The organism is Pantoea sp. CFCC18179, from assembly GCF_059412405.1.
In genome coordinates this window covers 273,822-298,384 of sequence record NZ_JBNBPM010000006.1, presented here as the reverse complement: position 1 = coordinate 298,384, position 24,563 = coordinate 273,822, and the positions used below count along the sequence as shown (strand labels likewise).

The 24,563-nt window shown below is 52.7% G+C and carries 24 protein-coding genes and 2 pseudogenes; 14 read left to right on the top strand and 12 right to left on the bottom strand.

What is annotated here, in order from left to right:
• On the top strand, positions 1-94 hold a 94-nt coding region (locus ACPUC7_RS14320), incomplete at its 5' end, for an IS3 family transposase (RefSeq protein ID WP_494923428.1).
• Positions 95-326: 232 nt separating this feature from the next.
• Positions 327-986, top strand: coding sequence for a DUF1345 domain-containing protein (locus ACPUC7_RS14315; protein ID WP_494923417.1), 660 nt, complete (start codon positions 327-329; stop codon positions 984-986).
• A gap of 19 nt (positions 987-1,005) precedes the next feature.
• On the opposite strand, the gene ACPUC7_RS14310 is transcribed toward ACPUC7_RS14315, so the two are convergent.
• Positions 1,006-1,314: a hypothetical protein gene (locus ACPUC7_RS14310; RefSeq protein WP_343554830.1), complete on the bottom strand. Its 309-nt coding sequence runs from the start codon at positions 1,312-1,314 to the stop codon at positions 1,006-1,008.
• A gap of 134 nt (positions 1,315-1,448) precedes the next feature.
• On the opposite strand from ACPUC7_RS14310, the gene ACPUC7_RS14305 reads away from it, so the two are divergent.
• The 3 genes from ACPUC7_RS14305 (at position 1,449) to ACPUC7_RS14295 (ending at position 4,020) form a co-directional block, all read left to right on the top strand.
• Positions 1,449-1,736 (top strand): VF530 family protein, encoded by a 288-nt coding sequence (locus ACPUC7_RS14305; RefSeq protein ID WP_494923416.1) that lies wholly within the window; start codon positions 1,449-1,451, stop codon positions 1,734-1,736.
• A gap of 228 nt (positions 1,737-1,964) precedes the next feature.
• Positions 1,965-2,366, top strand: coding sequence for a DoxX family protein (locus tag ACPUC7_RS14300; RefSeq protein ID WP_494923415.1), 402 nt, complete (start codon positions 1,965-1,967; stop codon positions 2,364-2,366).
• Between the two features lie 226 nt (positions 2,367-2,592).
• A complete protein-coding gene (locus tag ACPUC7_RS14295) occupies positions 2,593-4,020 on the top strand; it encodes a purine-cytosine permease family protein (RefSeq protein WP_494923414.1) in 1,428 nt (475 codons plus the stop codon).
• A gap of 54 nt (positions 4,021-4,074) precedes the next feature.
• Here the strand turns inward: ACPUC7_RS14295 and ACPUC7_RS14290 are convergent, their stop codons facing one another.
• The 3 genes from ACPUC7_RS14290 to ACPUC7_RS14280 all read right to left on the bottom strand — a co-directional run bounded on the left by ACPUC7_RS14290 (position 4,075) and on the right by ACPUC7_RS14280 (position 6,912).
• Complete coding sequence (locus ACPUC7_RS14290; RefSeq protein ID WP_494923413.1) at positions 4,075-5,190, bottom strand: lactonase family protein; 1,116 nt, start codon at positions 5,188-5,190, stop codon at positions 4,075-4,077.
• A gap of 179 nt (positions 5,191-5,369) precedes the next feature.
• Entirely contained in the window at positions 5,370-6,602 is a 1,233-nt protein-coding gene (locus tag ACPUC7_RS14285) for a type II toxin-antitoxin system HipA family toxin (RefSeq protein ID WP_494923412.1), read from the bottom strand.
• Positions 6,595-6,912 carry a helix-turn-helix domain-containing protein gene (locus ACPUC7_RS14280; RefSeq protein WP_494923411.1) on the bottom strand — a complete coding sequence of 106 codons (318 nt, stop codon included), beginning with the start codon at positions 6,910-6,912 and terminating at the stop codon, positions 6,595-6,597. Before ACPUC7_RS14280 ends, ACPUC7_RS14285 begins: the two co-directional genes overlap by 8 nt.
• 81 nt (positions 6,913-6,993) lie before the next feature.
• Here ACPUC7_RS14280 and curA point away from each other — a divergent pair, with 81 nt between their 5' ends.
• Positions 6,994-8,022: an NADPH-dependent curcumin/dihydrocurcumin reductase gene (curA, locus tag ACPUC7_RS14275; RefSeq protein ID WP_494923410.1), complete on the top strand. Its 1,029-nt coding sequence runs from the start codon at positions 6,994-6,996 to the stop codon at positions 8,020-8,022.
• A gap of 88 nt (positions 8,023-8,110) precedes the next feature.
• Positions 8,111-8,296, top strand: a pseudogene (locus ACPUC7_RS14270) (NADPH-dependent oxidoreductase); the annotation flags it as partial.
• Between the two features lie 36 nt (positions 8,297-8,332).
• Here ACPUC7_RS14270 and rluF read toward each other — a convergent pair.
• The 7 genes from rluF to ACPUC7_RS14235 form a co-directional block, all read right to left on the bottom strand.
• Positions 8,333-9,214 carry a 23S rRNA pseudouridine(2604) synthase RluF gene (gene rluF / locus ACPUC7_RS14265; protein WP_494923409.1) on the bottom strand — a complete coding sequence of 294 codons (882 nt, stop codon included), beginning with the start codon at positions 9,212-9,214 and terminating at the stop codon, positions 8,333-8,335.
• A 75-nt stretch (positions 9,215-9,289) separates the two neighbouring features.
• Positions 9,290-10,207: a metallophosphoesterase gene (locus tag ACPUC7_RS14260; protein ID WP_494923408.1), complete on the bottom strand. Its 918-nt coding sequence runs from the start codon at positions 10,205-10,207 to the stop codon at positions 9,290-9,292.
• A gap of 12 nt (positions 10,208-10,219) precedes the next feature.
• Complete coding sequence (locus tag ACPUC7_RS14255; protein ID WP_494923407.1) at positions 10,220-11,032, bottom strand: carbohydrate ABC transporter permease; 813 nt, start codon at positions 11,030-11,032, stop codon at positions 10,220-10,222.
• Positions 11,029-11,940 (bottom strand): carbohydrate ABC transporter permease, encoded by a 912-nt coding sequence (locus ACPUC7_RS14250; RefSeq protein ID WP_343554219.1) that lies wholly within the window; start codon positions 11,938-11,940, stop codon positions 11,029-11,031. The genes ACPUC7_RS14255 and ACPUC7_RS14250 overlap by 4 nt, the downstream gene beginning before the upstream one ends.
• Positions 11,941-11,942: 2 nt before the next feature.
• Positions 11,943-13,220, bottom strand: coding sequence for an ABC transporter substrate-binding protein (locus ACPUC7_RS14245; RefSeq protein WP_494923406.1), 1,278 nt, complete (start codon positions 13,218-13,220; stop codon positions 11,943-11,945).
• A gap of 27 nt (positions 13,221-13,247) precedes the next feature.
• A complete protein-coding gene (locus ACPUC7_RS14240) occupies positions 13,248-14,348 on the bottom strand; it encodes an ABC transporter ATP-binding protein (protein WP_494923405.1) in 1,101 nt (366 codons plus the stop codon).
• A 164-nt stretch (positions 14,349-14,512) separates the two neighbouring features.
• A complete protein-coding gene (locus ACPUC7_RS14235; RefSeq protein ID WP_494923404.1) occupies positions 14,513-15,175 on the bottom strand; it encodes a GntR family transcriptional regulator in 663 nt (220 codons plus the stop codon).
• Positions 15,176-15,343: 168 nt separating this feature from the next.
• Here ACPUC7_RS14235 and ACPUC7_RS14230 point away from each other — a divergent pair, with 168 nt between their 5' ends.
• The 7 genes and pseudogenes from ACPUC7_RS14230 (at position 15,344) to ACPUC7_RS14200 (ending at position 22,934) form a co-directional block, all read left to right on the top strand.
• Positions 15,344-16,834 carry an ABC transporter substrate-binding protein gene (locus tag ACPUC7_RS14230; RefSeq protein WP_494923403.1) on the top strand — a complete coding sequence of 497 codons (1,491 nt, stop codon included), beginning with the start codon at positions 15,344-15,346 and terminating at the stop codon, positions 16,832-16,834.
• Positions 16,831-17,691 carry an ABC transporter permease gene (locus ACPUC7_RS14225; protein ID WP_343554214.1) on the top strand — a complete coding sequence of 287 codons (861 nt, stop codon included), beginning with the start codon at positions 16,831-16,833 and terminating at the stop codon, positions 17,689-17,691. The genes ACPUC7_RS14230 and ACPUC7_RS14225 overlap by 4 nt, the downstream gene beginning before the upstream one ends.
• A gap of 1 nt (position 17,692) precedes the next feature.
• A complete protein-coding gene (locus ACPUC7_RS14220) occupies positions 17,693-18,607 on the top strand; it encodes an ABC transporter permease (protein WP_343554213.1) in 915 nt (304 codons plus the stop codon).
• A gap of 5 nt (positions 18,608-18,612) precedes the next feature.
• A pseudogene (locus ACPUC7_RS14215) lies at positions 18,613-20,158 on the top strand (M20 family metallopeptidase); the annotation flags it as partial.
• Positions 20,145-21,143 carry a 1-aminocyclopropane-1-carboxylate deaminase/D-cysteine desulfhydrase gene (locus ACPUC7_RS14210; RefSeq protein WP_494923402.1) on the top strand — a complete coding sequence of 333 codons (999 nt, stop codon included), beginning with the start codon at positions 20,145-20,147 and terminating at the stop codon, positions 21,141-21,143. The pseudogene ACPUC7_RS14215 and the gene ACPUC7_RS14210, both read left to right, overlap by 14 nt.
• On the top strand, positions 21,143-22,126 hold the full coding sequence (locus tag ACPUC7_RS14205; protein WP_494923401.1) for an ornithine cyclodeaminase: 984 nt from the start codon (positions 21,143-21,145) through the stop codon (positions 22,124-22,126). Before ACPUC7_RS14210 ends, ACPUC7_RS14205 begins: the two co-directional genes overlap by 1 nt.
• Entirely contained in the window at positions 22,116-22,934 is an 819-nt protein-coding gene (locus ACPUC7_RS14200) for a sulfurtransferase (RefSeq protein ID WP_494923400.1), read from the top strand. Before ACPUC7_RS14205 ends, ACPUC7_RS14200 begins: the two co-directional genes overlap by 11 nt.
• On the opposite strand, the gene ACPUC7_RS14195 is transcribed toward ACPUC7_RS14200, so the two are convergent.
• A complete protein-coding gene (locus ACPUC7_RS14195; protein ID WP_494923399.1) occupies positions 22,920-24,527 on the bottom strand; it encodes a dipeptide ABC transporter ATP-binding protein in 1,608 nt (535 codons plus the stop codon). The genes ACPUC7_RS14200 and ACPUC7_RS14195 overlap by 15 nt on opposite strands.
• Positions 24,528-24,563: the final 36 nt, after the last annotated feature.

Here is a 24,563-nt window from a genome sequence, read left to right as displayed (position 1 = left end):
GTACATACGCTGGTATAACGAGGAGCGTATTAAAATCTCATTAGGTGCAATGAGCCCGGTGAAGTACCGGCAGCATCTGAGGATCTCAACATAACCAGTCCAACAAAATATCCGCATCTCCGAGGCGGACATCTGAATTTAGCCGTTACAATCCAAGTGCGCATAATCATGATTATGTTAAATGAGGTATCTCAGGACGCACCCAAAATCGATTATCCATCTCACCTGCCTCCCTCTACGCCGCGCCCAACCATTTTCATCACTCCAGGACATCCAGCCATCGTCTACAGTTAGATCAATCAACCTTAATTAGAACAACTTACATCATGGGCTTTTCACTGACGACTCACCTGTTTGCCCGCTTGCGGTTACTGATTTCGATTGCTGCTGGCGTGATTTGCTATTTTGCTCTGCCCGCGCAGTTAGGCACTTTGCAACGCATCTTGATTGGTTGGAATGTCGTGGCGTGGCTCTATCTGCTGTTTATCTGGGTTCGTATGATTCGTACCGATGTTAAAGACATTCCGCAGATTGCCAGGATTCAGGACCAAAGCGCGGCGTTGGTTTTGGGCATTGTCATCTTTGCCTGCTTGATTAGCATTGTGGCGATTTTGAGTGAGCTATCAACGCTGCACGATCTTAAAGGGACGCCGCGTGTGCTGCATCTGTTGCTGACAGCCATGACGCTGATTGTGTCGTGGGCGTTGCTGCCGAGTTCCTTCGCCATGCATTACGCTCATCATCACTATTTACACCGTAGCAAAAACGTCACGCCGATGATTTTCCCTGAAAAACCCAACGATCCCGATTATTGGGATTTCCTCTATTATGCATTTACCATCGCCGTAGCCTCACAAACTGCGGATGTGGCGACCGGCACCACCGGCATGCGCAAAATCACGCTGCTGCAATCAGTGATTTCATTCATCTTCAATCTGGCAATTTTAGGTTTATCGGTAAACGTGGCTGCCGGATTGCTGAGCTGAACATGCAGCAGCGATTGGGTTATCGGCGCCCTTTTATTACCGACGCTTTCCAGTTGAAATCACTGACTTCGCTCTCTTTGAGTGATTCGGGTTTCTTACGACGCGTCGGCGTTTTTTTGGCTTTCTCGGCCAGCGCTTTCTCTTTGGCCAACTTGGTGGTCATCACTTGCTGGCGAGCTTCCGCCGTAAACTCTTTCTCTTTTTTGGCATCCGGTTCTTTGCCGCTGCGCTGGCGATACTTTTCAACTAATCCTTTATACGCTTCTTCAACCGCCACACGTTCAGTGAGATTGAATTGATCGATGGAGATCATTTTCTTGTCGTTCATAGCATCGTCCATTAGTAGATTTCCCAGCGACAAGTGTACAGCATTGCGCCAGATTTTCCGGTAATGATCATCGCAGCATTGCTGCCTGACGGGCTTTCTTGTAACCTTCCCCGTCACCATTTTGAGGATTTCCTATGAACGATCAGCGCTCCAAAGATCCCTTGCATGGCGTTACGCTTGAGATGCAAATCAATGCGTTAGTCGCGCACTATGGTTGGGCGGAAATGGCTAAGTTGGTCAATATCAACTGCTTCAAAAGCGATCCTAGCGTCAAATCCAGCCTCAAATTTTTGCGCCGTACGCCGTGGGCGCGCGCTGAAGTTGAGTCGCTTTATCTGGATTCGCTGGACGATTTCGCCGCGAAAAATAATGATGAAACGGATTTCAATCCGTGGATCGCGGGCCGTAGCGAAAAAGAGTGAGTTATATTGTCGATTTATTCGGCAACGCTACGCGAATTCTTGGCAATCATTACCCTGCTGTTTTGTCAGAATTCACGTAGCGACGCCATGAAAATTTAGCTTAAGGTCACCATAAACAGACTATCCTGATATACTACCGCGCCTAAACTATTCAGGAGGTTCACAATGGCAAGATGCCTTACTTTGTTTCGCTCACCCGGAAGCCCTTGCTTCCTCCCATTAACGCTGATGCGTGTTGCTTTCGGTTTGTTTTTCTTCGCATCCGGTTTCAACAAAGTCTTTGTTCCCGCCAATCAAGCTTTGATGCTGGAAACGATCACTGAAGCCGGCATTCCATTCCCGGAAATCATGTCGGTATTTGTCGCCAGTTGCGAAGCGCTGTTTGGACTCTTGTTAGCGGTTGGCTTGCTAACGCGTTTAGGCGCATTGGTTCTGATGATAATAAGCCTGGTTGCGCTTTTCACAGTCGGTTTACATCATATCCCCGGCGACCTCAACTTGCTGACTTGGTATAGCTGGCTGCTGTATCTGCCTGAATCCAGTTACATTTTGATGTGCGTGATGCTGATGGTTCAAGGTTGCGGTCCCTGGGGCATCGATCGTTTGATCGCTCAACGCTGCTCGCAGTAATAATCCCATTAATCGCTGGTATGGCGTATGCAGGGCATGCCAGTGATTTCCCCCCAAATTCTCCTTCTCAACCTTGCTCGCGTCATCACATTTTCCAATGGCTGATGGTGTTGTAACTTTGTATCTCGCGTGACAATATCGCTACATGTATATACATGTAGCAACAAGACAACAACGCCAATACTAACAATAACTCACCCTATTAAGACGCTTCAGCGAGGAAACTATGTCAGCCGAATCATCTTCAGCAGATTACCGCGGTGCCGATAAGCAGCGCCTATCCGAAACGCGGTCCATTGATTACATTCCCGCAAGCGAACGTCACGGACATCCTTTCAGCCAGTTCACTTTGTGGTTTGGTGGCAATCTGCAAATCACCGCGATTGTTACCGGCGCGCTGGCAGTGGTGTTGGGCGGCGATGTGGTATGGTCAATCATCGGTTTGTTAGTTGGGCAAATTGTTGGCGCGGCAATTATGTCACTGCACGCCATTCAAGGTCCGCGACTCGGATTGCCGCAGATGATCACCAGCCGCATGCAGTTTGGTGTATTTGGTGCCGTGATCCCGCTGGCGCTGGTGTGCATCATGTACGTCGGATTTTCTGCCAGCGGCACGGTATTGGCGGGCCAAGCGCTGGCGAAACTGATCAATACCAGCAACGCAACGGGCATGATGTTGTTCAGCGCCATAATTGTCGTGATTGCCGTGCTGGGATATCGCGTCATCCATAAGCTGGGAAAAGTGGCCAGCGTGATTGGCATCCTCGCTTTTGTTTATCTGTTCATCACGCTGCTAACAACGCATGACTTAGCCGCCGTGTGGCAGAATCAGCATTTCACTATTGCTAACTTCTTGCTCGCCGTTTCACTGTCGTCTTCCTGGCAGATTGCTTTTTGTCCGTATGTCTCTGACTATTCGCGTTATTTACCCGCCAATGTTTCAGCCAAAAAACTCTTCAACTCAGTGTTCTTTGGCACCGTTTTAGGTACTCAGGCCTCGATGACATTGGGCGTCATTGTGGCGGCAATTGCGGGAACGGCCTTTTCAGGTAATGAGGTCGGTTATATCGTCAGCTTAGGCAGCAGTGCAACGATGGCAATGGTGATCTATTTCGCCATCTGCTTTGGCAAAATCACCTTTACCACGCTCAATGCGTACGGCAGTTTTATGTCGCTGACCACCATTGTTTCGGGATTCCGCGCAAAAACCTCGCTGAGCCGCGGTGGACGCATTCTGTTTGTGGTGCTGATGGTGACAATATCTTGCATCATCGCCTTGTTGAGTGAACCCGCCTTCCTGAAATCCTTTACCCATTTCTTGCTGTTTTTACTGGCCTTTTTTGTTCCGTGGAGCGCAATTAGCCTGACTGATTTCTATCTGGTCACCAAAGGCAAAGTTGATGTACCGGCGCTGTCGCAGCCGAATGGTCGTTATGGACGTTGGAATGGAATTGGCATTGTGGTCTATTTCTGCGGCGTATTGGTGCAGTTGCCATTTATTGATAATCCGTTGCATCACGGTTCGTTAACCTGGATTTTTGCCGGCAACGACGTGTCGTGGATCATTGGCTGGTTTGTGACGGCACTGCTTTGGTTACTGGCCAGCAAATGGGATCGTCGTGGTAAATTAACGCAATCTATTTACCCTAATTAGTGACGCTGTCACTTTGTCATAAACAAAGGTCGCCATTAATGGCGACCCTACGAATCAATAGGTTACTATGGTTACCCAATTAGCATCGTGTCCTGCGGGTGCTTCGCTGACCTTTTTCAGCGCCCCGCTTTGTTGATCGATTTCGTAGCTGCCGGTGACGGTACTTTTCTCTCCGCTGGCGATCAGCCAACGGCCATCATCGGTAATCGCGATGCCACGCGGCTGTTTCTCGCCCTCCCAACTGCCAATCAACGAGAGTTTGCCATCCGCATGATTCACCTTGTAGCCGGTTATTGTGCTGCTGGTGCGTTCAGTAACATAAAGAAAACGCCCATCGGGTGTGAGACGGATGTCCGCGGCCCAAATGCGTGGCGTCTTATCGCTATAATTCGGCGGACGCTCGCGACCATGTTCCAGCTTGTAGCGCGATGCAACCGCATTGGCTGTCTCAGACACGTTCACCAATTCTCCACTACTTTCACGCCGGAACTGCGTGATGATGCCGCCCATTTCGCCGATGTTATACAAATAGCGATTATCCGGTGATAACACCGAATGGCGCGGCCCATTCTCTGCGCTAGTTTTCACATAACCGCTGCCCAACGCGGAGAGCTCACCGTTATCACTGAGATTCAGTTGCAGCACGCGATCGGTGCCGAGGTTGCCAACATAGGCGTAATGTCCCGTGGCATCGACAATCACCGAATGCGCTGCGTGTCCGGTTTTGTAGCTGCCGACCGGAGGTGCGCTGATGCCGCCATCACTGTTCAAGCGATAAACGTGGACAATATCGCCATCATAAGATGCACCCAGCAAAAAACGTCCCTGTTTATCCGTGCTGATATAGGGATAACTGGCTGCGGCGGATACAGCGTGTGATTGACTCAGATCGCCGGTTTTGCTGTCGATTTGCCAACTCACTAACTGCAACGGTTTACTGCGAATCGCGGCATAAAGATGCTTATGATCGGCACTCAATGCCATTGGCATCACTTTGCCACCGGCATTGGTGCGTCCTAATAATTGCAGTGCACCGGTTTGATCGTTCAGGGCATAACGCGCGATGGTGCCATCATCGGCTTCAGATACATAAACAAAAGTTTGCGCCAGCAAAGGCGCGCTAGCGACCATCGTTGCTAATAAAGTTGCCGCTCGAAAAATGGTTTTCATTCTGCTTCCTAAAGGTTCTAAAACACCGTTAAAGATATAGGCGGCAGCATGCATCAATGGTTATGTGGATTTGCCTGAGGCTGACCAGGCAAACGCACATGAGCCATTTAAATTCATAGAGTTAGCAGTTTTTAAGCGGAAGGTTTTGTGCGGATTTGTGCGTTAGCTCACTGGTGTAATTAAAGTAAAGAATCAGTTTTCCGCTTTTTGGCTCGTTTTACATCGGTCTTAAGAAAAACATTGTTTGTCGCCATGCTACGCGTTAACGCGCGGCCGACGGATTCTTTCATCTCTGGAAAATCGGCATAAACTTCATTATTGTTCAGATCACTATTAATGATATCCGCAAACTGCTCCATTACTTTTTCTGGTTTGATTATTTTCAATTCGCGCGCAAATTTTAACAAGCTATCTCTGTCCGGGAAATTTTTACTTTTATTAATTTTTAATGCTAATTGATTATCAGTAGTTGGGTAAATATGCGTATTAACGACGTCGTAAAGTGGCGACAGCCTTGCGGTGCTGTTATCACCTGTTTTATAGAGTAAAGAAAAGTTTTTCAAATGCGCATCACCATTTCCAACCATGCAACTGAATAAAACATAACGCCAATAAAGTTCAACCTGAGATTGATCGCGGGTAAACAGGCTAACAATTTTCCCTCCTGTTTCATAAGATCCGCTATATTTGTGATCCGCAGTTTTGCCAGAAAGCACACAAAAGTCTTCCATTGCTAATCGCTTATCACCCTGAATATCAAATCTTTCCATGATAAACAGCTCTTTGTTGTCTGAAAGCCAAAAATCTGCCACGGGAAGCCCGCATGCTTTCGCCAAAGACATACAGATAAACTCATTTTCTGCCAAACGCGGATACTCTTCATCACCGGTTTTAGCTATTAAGTTTGGATAAAGAACCGTGCCACGACTTTCAGTACTGATCATAACCTTAGGTTGCACACCAGAAATTGACGTTTGCAATAAATACTTGTTCAGCAGATATTGAAATGCGCTCTCTTTAAGATCCCAACGTAGTAAATCATCCAATTTCTCTGGCGCAGGCCGCGGCAAATCAATATTACTCCGATAAGATAATGCACCGATGCCGGTATCTTGTTGCAAGGCTAGGAATAACATATCGCTAATATTACCGACATAACGGCGCAAGCGTTCAGCAATATGATAGCGAACATAGCCTTCTGGGATATTCATCTCAAAAATATTGAACAAGCGGCTCGAATTGTAATTTAGGCGATTTTCAGGCTGCATGGTCATCGAAACCGCATTTGGGCCGGTATCAACGTAGCTGAAATTATAACTACCGTGCTCATGCAGCAATCTGCCACTTATTTCACCGCCACTGTAAACATCAATATGACGTATCGGCTGTGCTAGTTGGTTAAAATCAGTCATCAAACAATGTCTCCAGTTCACCCAACTGTGGCAGACCTGCGGATTGTACGCTTAGAGTGAGCTCAATCGCGTTCAGATAAAGCGTCAACGCTTTAAGAGATCCCGAATATTGTCCATTCTCAATCTGAGAGATAACCGTGCGATGAACACCTGCGCGCGAAGCAGCGGCAGCTTGAGTCCAGCCTTTGGCTTTACGTCTTTCCTGGCACTTGATGCCAATCGCTTGCATACCGGGTAACATAGCGCCTCGAATGTTGCCATATAATAACAATATGACAATTTTCCTCCAATTGTTATTATATAGCAACATTATTCATTTCACGCTACCCTCCAGAAGCTCCAATTCCTCGACTACACTTGCCTCACGCGAAACGCTCAAGGAGGCACATCAATGACGCAATCCACTCAACGTAACCAGGCTTGGCTGCTCGCTTCACGCCCTAATGGCGAACCGGTTAAAGAGAACTTCCGCTTAGTTGAGCAGCCGATCCCAGCATTAAAAGACGGTGAAATCCTGCTGCGCACGCTCTATTTATCGCTCGACCCCTACATGCGTGGGCGCATGGATGACAGCAAATCTTATGCTGCACCGGCTGAGCTCGATAAGCCGATGGTCGGCGGCACCGTTAGCGAAGTGGTTGAATCAAAACACGCGAATTTCAAGCCCGGCGACAAAGTCGTAGCGCAAGGTGGTTGGCAATCGTATTCCATTTCTGACGGCTCGGATTTGTCGAAACTGGGCGATCTGCCCCATCCGTCCTGGGCGCTGGGCATTCTTGGTATGCCAGGATTCACCGCGTATATGGGATTGATGGATATCGGCCAACCCAAAGCCGGTGAAACCTTGGTGGTAGCCGCAGCAACCGGCCCGGTGGGTGCAACGGTTGGGCAGCTTGGCAAACTCAAAGGTTGTCATGTGGTCGGCGTGGCAGGTGGTGAAGAGAAATGCCGCTATGCAATTGAGAAACTCGGTTTCTCCGCTTGTATCGATCATCACAGCGATGATTTTGCTGAACAGCTAGCCGCTGCTTGCCCGGATGGCATTGATATCTATTTCGAAAATGTTGGCGGCAAGGTGTTCGATGCGGTATTTCCGTTGCTGAATACCGCGGCGCGCGTACCCGTTTGTGGCTTAGTTTCTGGCTACAGCAGCCGCGAACTGCCGCCGGGACCGGATCGTACGCCACAAATCATGGGTGGAATATTGAAACGGCGCATTCGCATGCAGGGATTCATCATTTTCCAGGATTACGGTGATCGTTACCCTGAATTCCTCAAAGCAATGTCGCCGTTGGTTGAACAGCAAAAAATCCATTATCGCGAGCATATGATCGAAGGACTGGAGAATGCGCCGCAGGCATTTTTCGATATGCTTAAAGGTAAAAACTTCGGCAAAACCGTGGTGAAAGTCGCGCAGTAAGATAGTTGATTACTGGCCGGTGAGTTAATCACCGGCTTTTATTTACTTAGCATTTTCAGCAATTAGTTTATGCAAAAGACGTTAGCAGTATCAACGCGCCGGACTTGAACAGCATATCGCGGCTTATAATCAGGAAATGGTGCAACATTGGCAGGCGATTGGACGTGGTGACGGCGAAAGTTGGAGTGAAAGCGTGAGTGGTTATTACCACAAAATCTATTTCCCACACGTATTGGATGCGTTGAAAAAACAGGGATTCGGCACCGAAAAATAATCATATTTCCCCGCGGAAAAGCGCGGGGAAATGACATCAACGCCCTTTCTTCTTACGTCCTGGCTGAGCGAAACGCTGGCGATTAGCCGGTTTGCCGCCTGCTTTCTCGCTCTGCTTCGGCCCGCTGGCAGCCGGTTTCTTCGCGGTGCTGGCGGGTTTCTTCTTCGCCTGACTTTTTTGCGTTTTTTGATCTTCTGAAGAAGAATCTTCAATCAGTTTAAACAGGTCGATCAGCTCGTCATCGGTCAAATCACGCCACTCGCCCAGCGGAATGCCTTTGAGGCTCACGTTCATAATACGTGTGCGTTCAAGCTTGGTGACTTCAAAACCAAAGTGCTTGGTCATGCGACGAATCTGGCGATTCAGCCCTTGAACCAGGATGATGCGAAACACAAAGGTCGACTCTTTCTTCACTTTGCATTTCTTGGTGACGGTACCCAACATCGGCACGCCCGCGCTCATACCGGCAATAAATTCGTCGGTGATCGGTTTATCGACGGTGACCACATACTCTTTTTCGTGGTTATTGCCAGCGCGCAGAATCTTATTCACCAAATCGCCGTGATTGGTGAGGAAAATCAGCCCTTGTGAATCTTTATCCAGACGACCAATCGGGAACACGCGCTTGCTGTGATTGACGAAATCACCAATGTTATCGCGCTCGCCTTCTTCCATGGTGGTGATAATGCCCACCGGTTTGTTCAGCGCGATCAGCACTAAATCTTCTTCGTCGCGCGGTTCAATCAACTGCCCGTTAACTTTGACCTCATCCCCGGCGAAAACCTGTGCACCAACAGTGGCGCGTTTACCGTTAATGAAAACATTGCCTTGTTCGATGTAACGATCGGCATCGCGACGTGAGCAGATTCCGCTCTCGCTGATGTATTTATTCAGGCGTGTGGATGAGTTAGGCAGCATGGTTCCTCCGGAAAAAAACGGACTATACAGCAACCTTCGGCGTTGGTTAAGCCCTGCGAGATTATCTTCGCAGCCCTATAAAAGACGACGATCCACAGTATGGCTGATTTCGCCGCCAAAGCCGGTGATACGCAAAACATCCCCTTCGATTTCCACCACGGCAAAAGGCACATCCTCAGCGCCATCCAACATCCCTTTCAGCGTAAAGAAGCCTGTTTGACCGATGATCGCACTACCGCCACGATGATCATGTCCTGAAAAGCAGCATTGTATGTTGTAACTAGTAAGCAGTTCCGCTAACTCACCGCCATTGAGCAAGTTGTGACTGTTGTGCGGTGCCAGCGGATAATGGCCAAACACCACCACTTTCTCGTTTTGCTGCTGCGCCTTTTGCAACTGTTGTTCAATCCACACCAATTGCGATTTTCCTACCGCGCCATTCCACGGTTTTGCCTGTGGTTGCTCGCGTTCGGTTAAGTCCACCAGCATCACTTCGGCTGTAGCACGATCATCGCCATTCAAAGCGTTGCAGTACAAACTGACGTCGTTGCCGTCATAAACAATGAAACGCCAACCTTCCAGCTGAAACGCATAATAGCTTTTGGGTAGCGCGGCGGCGTCATTCAGGTGCTGAGTGATGGTTTGCGCATCATGGTTGCCCAGCACCACCACATGCGGATGTTCGAGGCGATCGTAAATCGACAGCACTGGCGCGTAGCTGCTCCAGTCACGATCGACCAAATCGCCCAGCGTGACGACGAAATCCAGCGGCTGTTGATTTAGCACCTCAATCGCCTGCGGTAACTTCTGCAACGCATGGCGATAATAGAGATTTTTTGCGCTATCTATGTCGGCATATTGCGGATCGGCGATCAAACCAAAACGCAATGTGCTGCTAAGCGGCGCGGAACGGACATCAGGCAATGCATACAGCTCTGCAACATCACCCAGCAGTTCACGCTGTAAAGAGGTCAGCGGATGCGGATACGACACGTAAATCACTCCTTAGCGAATACCAGCACGCATAAACGACTGAATAAATTGACGCTGGAAAATCAGGAAAAGCACCAGCAATGGCAAGGTCGTCATCAAAGTGGCGGCACCAATCAGCGCCCACTGCACGCCCTGCTCTGGCGCAGAGAACAGCTGCAAACCGACGGTGAGCGGTCGCACGGTGACGGAATCGGTGATCACCAGCGGCCAGAGGAAATCGTTCCAGTGGAAACTGATCGATACCAAGGCAAATGCCACGTAAATCGGCTTCGCCAGCGGGATATAGATCTTGCGCAGAATGTAGAAACGGCTGGCGCCTTCGACGATCGCCGCCTCTTCCAGTACCAGCGGAATGCTTTTGAAGGTTTGTCGCAACAGGAAGATAGCAAACGCTGAGGCGAAATACGGCAGCGCAATGCCAGTCAGCGTATCGCGCAAGCCCAACGCGCCGATGGTTTTATAGTTATTCAGAATCAGGACGTCTGGACTGATCATCAGCTGCAACAGAATCAACGCAAAAATCACGCCGGAAAACTTCATGCGGAAACGCACTAGCGCGTATGCCGCCATCGTCGCCAACACCAGCTGCACCACCACGATCATCAACACCAGTAAAGTGGTATTGAGGAAGTAGCGCCCAAAAGGCGCGGCGTGCCAGGCATTGACGAAGTTTTGCAGCGTTAACGGCGACCACAAAGAGAAACTGGCCTGATCGGACGCCGGATGAATCGCCACCCAAAACGCCACCAGAATCGGCAGAAACCACAATATCGCCGCAAGAATAATGACGGTGTTGAGACAAATACGGCCAAATGAACGTTTCATTGATAATGGGCTCGCTTATCCAGCAGGTTGAACTTGATCAGCGCAATCGCCGCGAGTATCACCAGCAACACCACCGTCATTGCCGCCGCCGCTGGCATATCCCAGAAACTGAACGCGGTGCGATAGATATAAAACAGCAACAAACTACTGCTGTTATTCGGCCCGCCGTTGGTCATGGCAATCACCTGATCGACAATACGAAACGCATTCATCGAGGCGTTGATTAACACAAACAGCGTGGTCGGCATCAATAATGGCCACTGCACGCGACGGAAGAAATAGCCGCGTGACGCCCCTTCTATCTCTGCGGCTTCGCTCAAGCGGGGATCGATTTGCTGCAACGCGGCGAGATAAAAGATCATAAAGAAACCGGCTTCGCGCCATACCGACACCGCCATCATGCAATACAGCGCAGTGCCCGGTTCGCCGAGCCAGTTAACCGCTGGCAACGAAAATAGCGCCAGCAATTTATTCAGCAATCCGAGTTGCGGCGTGTAGAAAAACAGCCACAAATTGGCGATAGCAATCATCGGTAATAGCGACGGAATAAAGAATGCGGTGCGCACCAAAGCCGTAGCGCGCATATTGCGATTAACCGCCAGCGCCATGAGCAGCGCCAACGCCACCGCCAGCGGAATGGTGATCAGCGCATATAACAGGTTATTCCACAGCGACTGAATGAAGATGTCGTCATCCAGCAACGCGAGATAGTTATCCAGCCCAACAAAATGGGCCGGACGACTATTGCGTGCGGCACTGAACAGGCTCTCCCACACCGTTGCCACCGCCGGATAATGGGTAAACAGCAGCAAAAAACTCAGCGCTGGCAAAATCAACAGATAGCCATACAGCTGCATCGACCATAACCGGGGACGTCGAACCGGCGTGACGGAGAGGACCGTGCTCATAATTATTGGTATGACTTCAACAGACGATCGGCTTGCTTCTGCGCGCCTTCCAATGCTTCGGCTGGCGTTTTCGCCTGCGTCACCGCGGCTTCAACCGCATGATTCAGTGCATCCTGAATCTGTACGCTGTTATAGGTTGAAAGCTCTGGCTGCGCATATTTGAGCTGCTCGCGCGCCACCAGGGCTTGCGGTACGTCTTTGACGTAATCCTTCATCACCGTGGTATCCCACGCGGCAGGTGAAGTGGCGACATAGCCGGTAGCGATACTCCAGCGCGCCGCTTGCTCAGGAGACGTTACCCAACGGATAAACTCCATTGCCGCTTTCTGCTGTTCAGGCGAGGCATTTTTGAATACATACAGGTTGCCGCCGCCGGTTGGGCTGCCGCGCTGCGTTTTCTCTGGCAACATCGCCACGCCGAACGGGAACTTGGCGTTATCACGTACGTTAGTCAGGTTACCGGTGGTGGTCACCATCATGGCGGTTTTGCCGCTGATGAAGTCCTGTGGCGTGGTGCCCCAGGCAATCGCGCCTTTTGGCGACACTTCTTCTTTCTGGCCCAGATCGGTCAGCCATTGCAAGGTTTCGACGTTACCCGGCGTATTGAAGTTAACCGCGGTGCCTTTGCCGTTATCCAAACGACCGCCATTGGTGGCAGATAAGCCCTGGAAGTTCCAGTAGCCATTTGGCGTAGAAGGAATTTCGATCCCCCACTGACTCACACCGTTGGCATCTTTGATGGTGAGTTTCTTACCAAATTCGACCACTTGCTGCCAGTTAGCCGGTGGCGTATCCGCGTTTAAACCGGCTTTCTCAAACGCCTGTTTGTTCCAGTACATCACCACGGTTGAACGCTGGAACGGCACGCCCCACACTTTGCCGCCAATGTGACGCAGGAAGGCCGGATAGAAACCGTCGATCCATTTTTTGCCTTCGTCACCGGTCGCCAAATCGCTGGCGGCAACAATCGCACCAGCATCAATCAACGAATAGGCTTCGATATCACCGATTACCGCCAGCTGCGGGGCATTGCCACCACGAAATGCGGTCAGCGCTTTGGTCACGGTGGTAGCGTAATCGCCGGTATACACCGGTTGAATGCTCACTTCTGGATGTTCTTTTTCGAAGTCAGCCACCAGCGCATCAACGGTGTGGCTGACTTTGCCGCCAACCGCGATCGGATAATACATTTGCAGTTTCACCGGATCGGCAGCAAACGCCGAAGCGGTAACGCACAGCAATACAGCAGAAGCCAAACGTGAGTAACGAATCGCGGACATGATATTCCCTTGGGCAAATGACAACGGTTAAACAGCGTATTTTTTCTGTGAGACAAACATGTGTTGTTCGGCAGCGACACAGCGTTTGCCACTGTCGCTAAAAAACAGATATTGCCGCGCGGCTGACCATTGCAAGCCGACATCGCTGCCATCCGCGATGTGTTGCATGCCGGGCACTTTCACCGTTAGTGGCTCTGGCATGCCCGCCAATTCGCACACCAGCAAGGTATCCGAGCCCATATATTCAGAGCTAATAACGCGCGCGGTGAGCGCAGCATGTTCCAGCGCAATCAGTTGGATATCTTCGGCGCGCAATCCCAGGCTCAACGTCGCATCGCGATATTCCACAACCGGCGCAGTCAGATGACTGAGGTAATGTTGCGTCTCTTTGCGTTGCAACGGCAGGATGTTCATTGGCGGCGCGCCAATAAATTGGGCGGCGAAGATGCTGGCAGGATTGTTGTAGAGATCGTCTGGCGTGCCGTGCTGTTCGATATGGCCATCGTTAAGCAAAATAATGCTGTCGGCCATGCTCATCGCTTCGGTTTGATCGTGAGTGACGTACAGCATGGTCAAACCGAGTTTCTTCTGTAAGGCGCGAATTTCACGCCGCATGCTTTGGCGCAGCTTGGCATCGAGATTCGATAACGGTTCGTCCATCAAACACAGCGTGTTATTGGCAATCACCGCCCTGCCCAGCGCCACACGTTGTTGCTGGCCGCCCGAAAGCTGCGATGGCAGCCGCTCCAGCAGTTTATCGAGTTCCATTAATTTGCTGACGTCCGCCAAACGCGCAGCAAAATGCTGCTTATCTTCGCCACGCGCTTTTAAACCAAACAACAGGTTCTCGCGCACATTTAAATGTGGGAACAGCGCGTAGGACTGAAACACCATGGAAAGTTTGCGCTGTGAAGGTGGCAAATCGGTGATGTCGGCATGTTTGAAATGGATGGTGCCGCGATCGGCGGTTTCTAATCCAGCAATGGTACGTAACAGCGTTGATTTGCCACAGCCCGATGGCCCCAGCAACGCGACAAAGCTTCCTTCTGCCGCGTCAAAACTGATGTCATCGAGAGCGATTTTTTCGCCCCAGGCTTTAGTGATGTGATGAAGCGACAGGTGGCTCATGCATCCGCAATCCAGTAATCAGAATGGCGGTAAGCTAGCGAAAGGAAATGAAGGATTTATGTCATTGCGGTGACTGCGCCGTGACGGGGGTGCGCAATCAATTGCGCCGCGACAAATATCTGCACGCTTTTGTAGCGGCGCGATTCATCGCGCTGTTTTGATTTTCACTGCTTAAAATAATGCTGCTTCAATATCTCCGCACCATCATCTATCGCTTTCAGCAAGATCTTCTCGCTCGCAGCAGCATCCCCCGCTTCTAACGCCTCCAGCAGACGATCGTAATTATGATGCCCTTGCGTCACCGCCGTCGGTTGCGGATAGAGATAATTGAAGCACGGGCCAATCTGCACCCACAGCTGCTCAATTAGCGCTTCCAGCGTGGGCATTTGCGCATAACCATACAGGGTAAAACGAAACGCGCGATTGGCCGCTAAGGCCGCTTCAGCATCGCCACTTTGTTTAGCTTGCATAAAGCGCACACACAGTTTTTTCAGCTCTGAAATCTGTTTTTTACCGACAAATGGCGTGGCCGAGCGCACAGCTAAACCTTCAAGCTGCTTACGGATTAGCGTAATTTCTACAAAGCGTTGATGTGAGATTTCCGGCACCAAAAAGGCCGCTGCGGGCGTGGCATCCAACGCACCAGCCGACACTAAACGCAACAATGCTTCGCGCACCGGCGTGATGCTGGTACCAAGCTGCGCCGCCAAATCACGCGTCACCAGCCGCGCGCCGGGTTTTAACTTGCCAACAATCAGCGCACTACGCAACGTCGATTCCACCTGGGCGGTCAAACTCAGTCGCTGCGCTTTATCCATTTCAATCATGCTCTGATGTCCTTAACTGAAATTCGCAAATGGTAAGTTATTTTTAATGTTTCGTTGCCATCAACACCAAGAATAGGATATATCATGTATTACAAATAAGCACAGTCTTGATTCTGGCACCAGCCACTCTTTTCACTACCTTGCCTTGGCAATTTTTTGGAAAACGCTATGAGACGACCTGCAGTGAAGTTTGCTACCACCGCGTTGCTATTTGCTCTGATGCCTGCCGTGCAGGCCGCCGAACTCACCATTGCGCAGCCCACCTCTGCCACCGCAATGGATCCCGGCTTTCTCAAAGAATCTGCCACTCTGGTCGATAACATTTTCGATACCCTCGTGCGCCGCGCGGATGACATGTCACTGCAACCAGGTTTAGCCACGGAATGGAAAGCGATCAACGAAACCACCTGGCAATTTACTTTGCGTCCGGGAGTGAAATTCACCGATGGCGAACCGGTGAATGCTGAAGCGGTCAAATTTTCCATCGATCGTATTCTCGATCCGGCTAACCATGCGCCGACCATTTCCTATATCCGCACCATCAAATCGGTTGAAGTGATCAACGACACGCAGTTGCAGATCCACACTAATGGGCCGGATCCTTTACTGCCGACGCGCATGAGTCGTTATCCGGCCTACATCGTACCGCCCGCTTACGTGCAGAAAGTCGGTGCCAGCGAGTTCGCACGCAAGCCCGTCGGCAGCGGTGCTTACAAGCTGGAGAGTTTCATTCCCGATGAAAAAGTAGTGATGGTTGCCAACGAAACTTATTGGCGTGGCAAACCAGCGATTGATCGCGTCACCTGGCGACCGATTCCGGAAGCCACCGCGCGCCTTACCGCGTTGTTGACCGGCGAAGTGCAACTCATTGAAAGCGTGCCCGCCGATCTGGTGCCTGCGCTAAAAAATCGTCCTAACGTCGAGCTGGAACAAGTTAAAGGCGGCGGATTGACGATTTATCTCGGCCTTAAAGACAGTGAGAAACCGCTCAATGATGTGCGCGTACGTCAGGCGTTATCGCTGGCATTGAATCGTCAGGCTTATACCCAACAGTTGCTACACGGTTTCGGTACACCGACCGGCACCATGGCTGGCGCCAATGACTTCGGTTACTTAGCCGTTCCTGCCACCACGCAAGATGTGGCCAAAGCCAAAACGCTGCTGGCTGAAGCTGGATATCCGAATGGTTTCACCCTGCGCTTCCAGGCGCCACGCCGTTACATCGCCAGCGCCGATGTGGCGCAAGCTATCGTGCAGGATTTAGCCGCAGTTGGCGTGAAAGCGCAATTAGAAGTGCCAGAATGGTCGGTTTATACCCAGCAAGTGGCCGCGCAAAAGCAAGCACCGATGTACATGCTGGCATGGGGATCGACGCAAACGTTGGACGCCGACGCCGCGCTGTTCCCGATTCTACGCAGCGGTGAACCTTACTCCACGGTGCACGATGCTGAACTGGATAAACTGCTCGATCAAAGCCGCCAAATCGTCGATGCCGATCAGCGTAAAAAGGTGTTGGAAGAGATTCAGCAACGTGTCGCCGCGCAGCAACCGCTGCTGCCGCTCTATCGTGAAGATACCTTGTATGCGCACAGCAACGCGCTGAATTTCAAAGGCCGCGTCGATGCCCGTATCCCGTTGTTTGATCTGAGGCTGAAATGATTTCGCCGGGCAACGTGCTGCTGCGCCGTCCGCGTCGCCTGATTTACGGTGACGCGCTGATTGGTGCCGTATTACTGATCACTGTGATTGCGGCTGCGCTGCTTTCGCCGTGGCTGCCGTTGCCCGATGCGTTAACCAATAATCTAGCTGAAATGTTCATGCCACCCGGCAGTAGCGGCGCACAAGCCACTCATTGGCTGGGAACCGATCAACTCGGCCGTGACTTGTTAGCCCGCATTCTGGCGGGGACGCGTTTGTCGCTGTTGGTGGTGCTGGTTGCGGCGGCCATTGGCGCGGTGATTGGCGTGGCGCTCGGTATGATTGCTGGTTATGCCGGTGGCTGGGTGGATGCGCTGATCATGCGTTTGATCGACATCCAACTCGCGGTGCCGTTTATTCTGCTGATCCTGTTGGTGATTGCGTTGATGGGCGCATCGCTCACCAACATCATTGTGATCATGGGCTGCACCAGCTGGGCGATTTATGCCCGCGTGGCACGCGCCAAAACTTTAGAGATTCGTGAGCTGGAATACATTCAGGCGGTGCGCGCGATGGGCTTTTCGCCGCTGCGCATTCTGGCACGCCACATCTTGCCCAATCTGTTGACGCCATTAGTGGTGTTACTGACGCTGGATATTCCGCGTTTGATTGTGTTGGAAGCCTCAGTCGGTTTTCTCGGCATGGGCATTCAGCCACCGACGCCAACGCTTGGTAATCTGATTGGCGAAGGTCGCTCCTATATGCTGCTGTCGCAGTGGCTGGTGCTCTATCCCGGCCTGGTGATCGCCGCACTGGTGATCGGCTGCAATTTACTTGGCGATGCGCTGCTGCGTCGCACGCATACCAGGTTGGATTGAGATGCTGAATATTCTGCTCAATCGCCTGGGCCAATCAGTTTTGGTGCTGCTTGGCGTATCGCTGCTGATTTTCTTCAGCTTACATATGACGGGCGATCCCGCCGCGCTGATGATGCCGCCGGGTTCCAGCCAGCAAGAGATCGACACGTTCCGTCACAGCATGGGCTTTGATCAGCCGTTGATTTGGCAGTATGGCCACTACCTCAACGGTGTACTGCACGGTGATTTTGGCGAATCGCTGCGTTACAGCCAGCCGGTGTTAGCGCTGATAGCCGAGCGTTTGCCCGCCACGGCGCTGCTGGCAATCAGTGCGCTGGCGTGGAGTTCGCTGCTTGGCTTGCTGTTAGGGATTATCAGCGCTCTGCGCCCGCACAGTTTTTGGGATTTGGCCTGTCGTCTGCTGGCTTTTTCCGGTCAGGCAATTCCGGTGTTTTGGCTCGGTTTGCTGCTGATTTTGCTGTTTAGCCTGCATTTGCAGTGGCTGCCTTCCAGCGGCTACGGCACTTTCGCCGCGCTGGTGATGCCGGCCATCAGTTTAGGCGCGTTTTACATGAGCGCGGTGGCACGTTTAACCCGCGCCAGTTTGTTGGATGTGCTGCAACAAGATTATATCCGTACCGCACGTGCCAAAGGTTTAAGTGCCTGGCGCATCGTGGTACGTCACGGCTTGCGTAATGCGTTGATTCCAGTAATCACCGTGCAAGGCATGTACTTCGCCTCCCTACTCGGCGGCGCGCTGGTGACCGAAATTATTTTTGCCTGGCCAGGCATTGGTCGGCTGGCGATTCAGGCCATCCAGAACCGTGATTTCCCGTTGGTGCAGGCGATCGTGCTACTGGCAGCGGTGGTGTTTGTGGCGATCAATTTGCTGATCGACCTGCTCTATTTGGTGCTGAACCCGAGGATTCGTTTATGAGTCGCCTTGATGCCACGCTTGAACTGCTGAGTGAACTGACGCGCTTTCCGAGCGTGGCTGGGCAGCTTGATGTCCAGCGCGAGCTGGCGACGTGGCTGGAAAAGTGGCTGGTGACGCACCTCAAGGCAAAAATTATCACGACAGTGGCGTCGCAAACTGACGACGCTCCGCCGTTGGTGCATGTGCGCATCGATAACCACAGCGACAAAACCGTGGTGCTGTACAACATGTACGACGTGATGCCCGCCGATGACGCGGGTTGGCANGGCAAAAATTATCACGACAGTGGCGTCGCAAACTGACGACGCTCCGCCGTTGGTGCATGTGCGCATCGATAACCACAGCGACAAAACCGTGGTGCTGTACAACATGTACGACGTGATGCCCGCCGATGACGCGGGTTGGCAGGTGTCGCCATTTGTTGGCGGCGTGCGTGAATGGGACGATCTCGGTGCGGTGTTTATTGGTCGCGGTGCCGAAAACAACAAAGGGCCGGTGGCGGCATTACTGATCCTGTTACGCGATATGCAGCAACAGCAGTTGGATTTCAACATCGAAATTCTGCTCGAAGGCGAAGAGGAAGTGGGCAGCGGCGCATTGCGTCGCTATCTGGCTCAGCAGCCTTGCCCAATAGCGCCTGCGGAAGCGGTGCTGTTTCCCTCGCTGTGTGAATATGGCGGCGGTGCACCGCGCGTCTATCTCGGCTTTACCGGTTTGGCCAGCGGACGTTTAAGCGTTAACGGCGGCGCGTGGGGCGGCCCTTCATCGGCTATTCATGCCAGTAACGCCGGATGGATTGCCAATCCGGCGTGGCGTTTGATTGATGCATTGCAAGCCATCGCCCCTGCCGCGCACAGCGGCATGTTAGCCCGCATGACACCAGATGACGAGGCCAACGCCCTGCTGGCTAGCTTAGCCGAGCAATTCAGCATCAATGACGAATTGCGTTTTCGCCGTAGCCAACGTCTGATGATTGAAGGCGACACGCTGAGCTGCCTGCAAACGCTGCTCGGCAGCGCAGTATTAACGCTGGCAGAACTGCACAGCGATCCGCCCGGTGGTCGTGGCGTAATCCCGTACCGCGCCAGCGCCGAGTTGGCGTTCCGTATTCCACCCGGTTTCGATCAGGACGCAATGATTGCCAGCGCGCAACAGCGTTTAGCGCAAGACGATTTAACCGGTTGCGAGCTAGAACTGTTTGATCGTTATCCCGGCGTGCGCTTTAGCCGCAACGCCAGCGGCGTTGATGCGCTGATCAACAGCTATCAGGCGCTGGGTGCGGCACCGCAAATTTGGCCGTGGGCGCCAGGTTGTGCCCCGGCTTACGCTTTCGCCCAAGTCGCGCCAGCTTTTCTGATCGGCGGATTAGGTCACGGCGGCAACGCGCACGCCGTTAATGAGTTCGTCACACTGAATGGACTCGAACGCTTTCAGCAATCCATGAGCTTATGGCTCACCGCATTCAATGATTCGGCCATTGGCCGGGTCGCGCCACACCAGGGAAACACCGCAGTACATAATAAAATAGGTAACAAAGATGAAATCAGTTGAAGAGTTTGAACGTGTTCCGCTCGGCTTCTTCCCCACTCCTCACGAGCCGCTGCCGCGGCTCAGTGAGGCACTTGGGATTACGCTGACGATCAAACGCGATGATTACACGGGGTTCGGCGGCGGAGGCAATAAAGTCCGCAAGCTGGAATATTTAATGGCAGAAGCCTGCAAAACAGGCGTCAATGTGGTGATCACCACCGGCGGGCATCAGTCGAACCATGCCCGCATGGTGGCAGCCGCGGCGCGCAAGTTTGGCATGCGACCGGTGCTGGTGTTGCGCGGTAACCCGCCCGCTAGTTGGCAAGGCAATTTGTTACTCGACAAGCTGTTCGGGGCCGAGGTGCAGTTCCTCGATCCCGACGGTTATTTCACACAAATTGAAGGAGCGATGCAGGCGCACGCTGATGCGGCCATCGCAAAAGGTGAAACGCCAATGATCATCCCGCTGGGCGGTGCTACGCCGCTCGGCGCATTGGGTTACGTGCGTGCGGTGGAAGAGATGGCGGCACAGCTTGCGCCTGATAACACACCTGCGCCTGATTTTATCGTCGCGCCAACCGGCTCCGGCGGTACGCTGGCCGGATTGCATGTTGGTACGCGGCAATATTGGCCGAACACTAAAGTGATTGGCATCAGCGTCAGCGCCAAAGCCGAGTGGTTCCAGCCACGTATCGCCGGCATGGCACAGGATTGCGCCGATCTGCTGCAATGGCCGCAGCAGTGGCAAGCCGATGATATCTGGATTGAAGATGGCTACGTCGGTCAGGCGTACGGCGTGCCGTCAGAAGGTGGCATCAACGCCATTTACCAACTGGCGCAGCAGGAAGGTGTGCTGCTCGATCCGGTCTACACCGGCAAAGCGATGCACGGTTTGTTTTCGTTAGTTGAGCAAGGTCGCATCCCGCAAGGATCGCGCGTTACTTTTGTGCATTGTGGCGGTTCTCCGGCGCTCTATCCGTTCGCTGACCGCCTGTTGGAGCCGTAATGGAGGCGCTGATGCGGGTGCTGGACGAGGCCACCGTGGCGCAATTAGGTGGCGATGATGTGGCTTTGGCGCTGGATGATGTGAAAGCCGTCATTCGCCTGATGCGTCTCGGCGAGGCGCAAATGCCAGCAGAAAATCACATCGATCTCGGCACACCGCTGGGAAAAGCGTATGCGTTACCGGCGCGCGTCGGCGGCAAGTACAACGCAGCGGGCGTAAAGTGGACTGCTCATCGTCCACAACGTCCCGATGCTTTACCTGCCGCACTCGCCCTCACCTTGATTAACCACGCCGACAGCGGCATTCCGCGCGGCTTGCTGGCCAGCGGCGCATTAACGGCGGCGCGAACTGCTGCGGTCAGTGCGTTAGCGTTGCAACTGGCGGCACCGCGTCCTGTGAAGCGTGTTCTGCTGCTCGGCGCGGGTTTACATGCACAAACGCATCTGCGCATGTTGCAGCAATTATTCCCGCAGCTGGATCAGATTGGTGTGTGGAATCGCTCGCCTGAAAAAATTAGCGTATTCAAAGATGTTCATATTGAACCTGATTTAGCCCACGCGTTAAACCAGCCTTATGACGCGGTACTCACCTGTACCAGCGCCGCCCAGCCGATTATTGCCGCTTCGGCGGTTCGTCCTGGTCGACTCATCGTGCAGGTTGGTTATCATGAAGTCAGTTTTGCCGCCATCAAGGCCAGTAATCAGGTGGTGGTGGATGCGTGGGGCGATTTTGCCGAACGCAGCGCTAAAAGCCTGTTCCAGATGTATCGCGCCGGTGAGTTTCATCCACAGGATGTTGCCGCCGACCTGGCTACGCTGTTGCTGAATGGCTGGCGGGCCAATGCCGATGACAGCGTCTTTTTCTCCTCGTTTGGCCTGAACGTATTTGATATCGCCCTCGCCGCCCGCGTGTTGCAGGCCGCCGAGTACCACCATCTCGGCAACCTGCAATCGCTGTTTTCTGGAGGCATGCATGATTATTGATGTGCAATCCTTACATCAACGCCAGGCGCGCGGCGAAGCCTTTTTGCTGATCGATGTGCGTGAATTTGCCGATTGGCAACGCGCCACCTTACCCGGCGCGCAGCATTGCAATGTGTACGACTATTTTATCGAAAATTGCGATGAACCCGGCTTAGCGCTAATGGCCGCCGAAGCCGCTACTGCCTTGCAACCGATGTTCAGCGCCTATCCGGGCGCAACGCCGGTATTTTTCGAACAACAGGTGGGCATGCGTTCGCCGCGTGGCGCGTGGTTTGCGTGGCTGATCAAGCGTGCAGATGCGCTGATTCTTGATGGGGGCGTCGAAGCCTGGACAGCGGCAGGATTTGAGCTGCGTCCGGGCTTGGGTTTAAGCCGCAGCGTGGCGCACTGTGCTACCGGACCTGAAACTGCGTGGAATGCCGAATTAGCCTGTAGCCGCCAGCAGGTGCTCGCGGCCGATGGTGTTAACGTGATTAACGTTGATGCGCGTCGTCCCAGTGAATTTGACGGCAGCTTTGCGCACGCCTGTTGCCAACGCGCCGGACGTATTCCGCACGCCAAACTGCTGTACTGGGAAGACGTTATCGCCGACGGGCATTTCCATTCAGCTGAAGAGATTGCCGCCGATGCGCAGGCAGCGGGATTACCTCAAGACGCCCAATTGCAGGTTTATTGCCATCGCGGCGCGCGCGCTGCTACGGTGTGGGCGGCATTAAGGCTGGCAGGTTATCAACATGTCTCGATCTATGTTGGCTCGTGGCATGAATGGGCCGAACATGACGAACTGCCGCTGTTACGCGGCAGTTGAACGTTGCGCCAATGCCTGCTGAATGTCAGGCGCTGCCGCGAGTAATTGCCGCGTGTAGTTGTCTTGCGGTTGGTTGATGACGTTTTCCGTGCTACCCGATTCCACAATCTTGCCGTGATACATCACCACCACCCGATCGCACAACTGGCGCACCGCGCTGAGATCGTGGCTGATAAACAGCACCGACAATCCCAATTTATGCCGCAATGAATTAAACAGATCGAGAATCTGCCCACGCACCGACAAATCCAGCGCCGCCACCGCTTCATCCGCCACCAGCAATTTGGGTTCCATCGCCAGCGCGCGCGCAATCGCAATACGCTGGCGCTGACCACCCGAGAACGCGCCAGGTAAACGTCCAGCGTGTTCGGCTTTCAATCCGACCAAAGCCAGCAGCTCTTTTACCCGTTCTTCAATCGCAGCACCTTTACGCAGTTGCCAAACGCGCAGCGGTTCGGCGATCTGCTCACCAACCGAAATCTTCGGATTGAGGCTGGCATAGGGATCCTGAAAGATGATCTGCGCGTGACGACGTAACGTTTTCAATTGCTGGCCTTGCAAATGCTGCCCTTGAAAATGCACTTCACCGCCATCAGCCGCAATCAGCCCTATCGCTGCGCTGCCCAACGTGGTTTTACCGGAACCCGATTCGCCAATCAAACCAACAATCTCGCCTTGGGCAATGCTCAAATTGGCGGGATGCAGTACGGTTTGGCGTTTAGCAGGCCACAGTGGCAAACGACGCGGTACAGGATAACTCTTGCTGATATTGCGCAGTTCTAACAAGGGTGACTGTTCGACGGGAGCGACAGCGGCAGGAACATGCACCGCCGAGGCCGCAACCAATTTGCGCGTATAAGGATGATTGGGCGCACCGAGCGTATCGAGCACATTTCCCTGTTCAATAAGTTGTCCTTGCTGCATCACACACACGCGATCGGCGTAGCGCGCCACCACCGACAGATCGTGGGTGATCAACAAGATCCCCATACCCATCTCTTGCTGCAACTCTTGCAGTAGCGCCAAAATCTGCGCCTGAATCGTCACATCCAATGCGGTTGTCGGTTCATCGGCAATCAGCAATTCCGGTTGCCCACTGATGGCGCTGGCAATCATCACGCGCTGGCGCATGCCGCCGGACAATTGATGAATATACTGACGCGCGCGTTGCGCCGGATTAACGATGCCAACGCGATTCAGTAACGCAATCGCCTCATGCTGCGCTTGTTTCCAACTGAATTGACGATGCCGCACCAACACTTCGGCAATCTGCTCGCCAATGCGCAATGTCGGATTCATGCTGGTCATCGGTTCCTGAAACACCGAGGCAATGCGGCAACCGCGCAGCGACTGAGTTTTGCGCGCATCCAGCGTTTCGCCGTTAAACATCACACGTCCAGCAGCCTGATGAACGCCATCTGGCAGCAGGTTCATCAATGCTAAAGAGGTCAAGGTTTTGCCCGATCCCGACTCGCCCACCAGCGCCAGAATCTCCCGCCGATCGAGATGAAACGAAATGTCATCCACCAGCACCCGCTGATCGTGAGTATGAAGAGTGAGATTTTCAACCGAGAGCAAGCGGGACGTTGTCATGAGGCAGGCGTTCTCTTAGGGGAAAAAGATAGGATA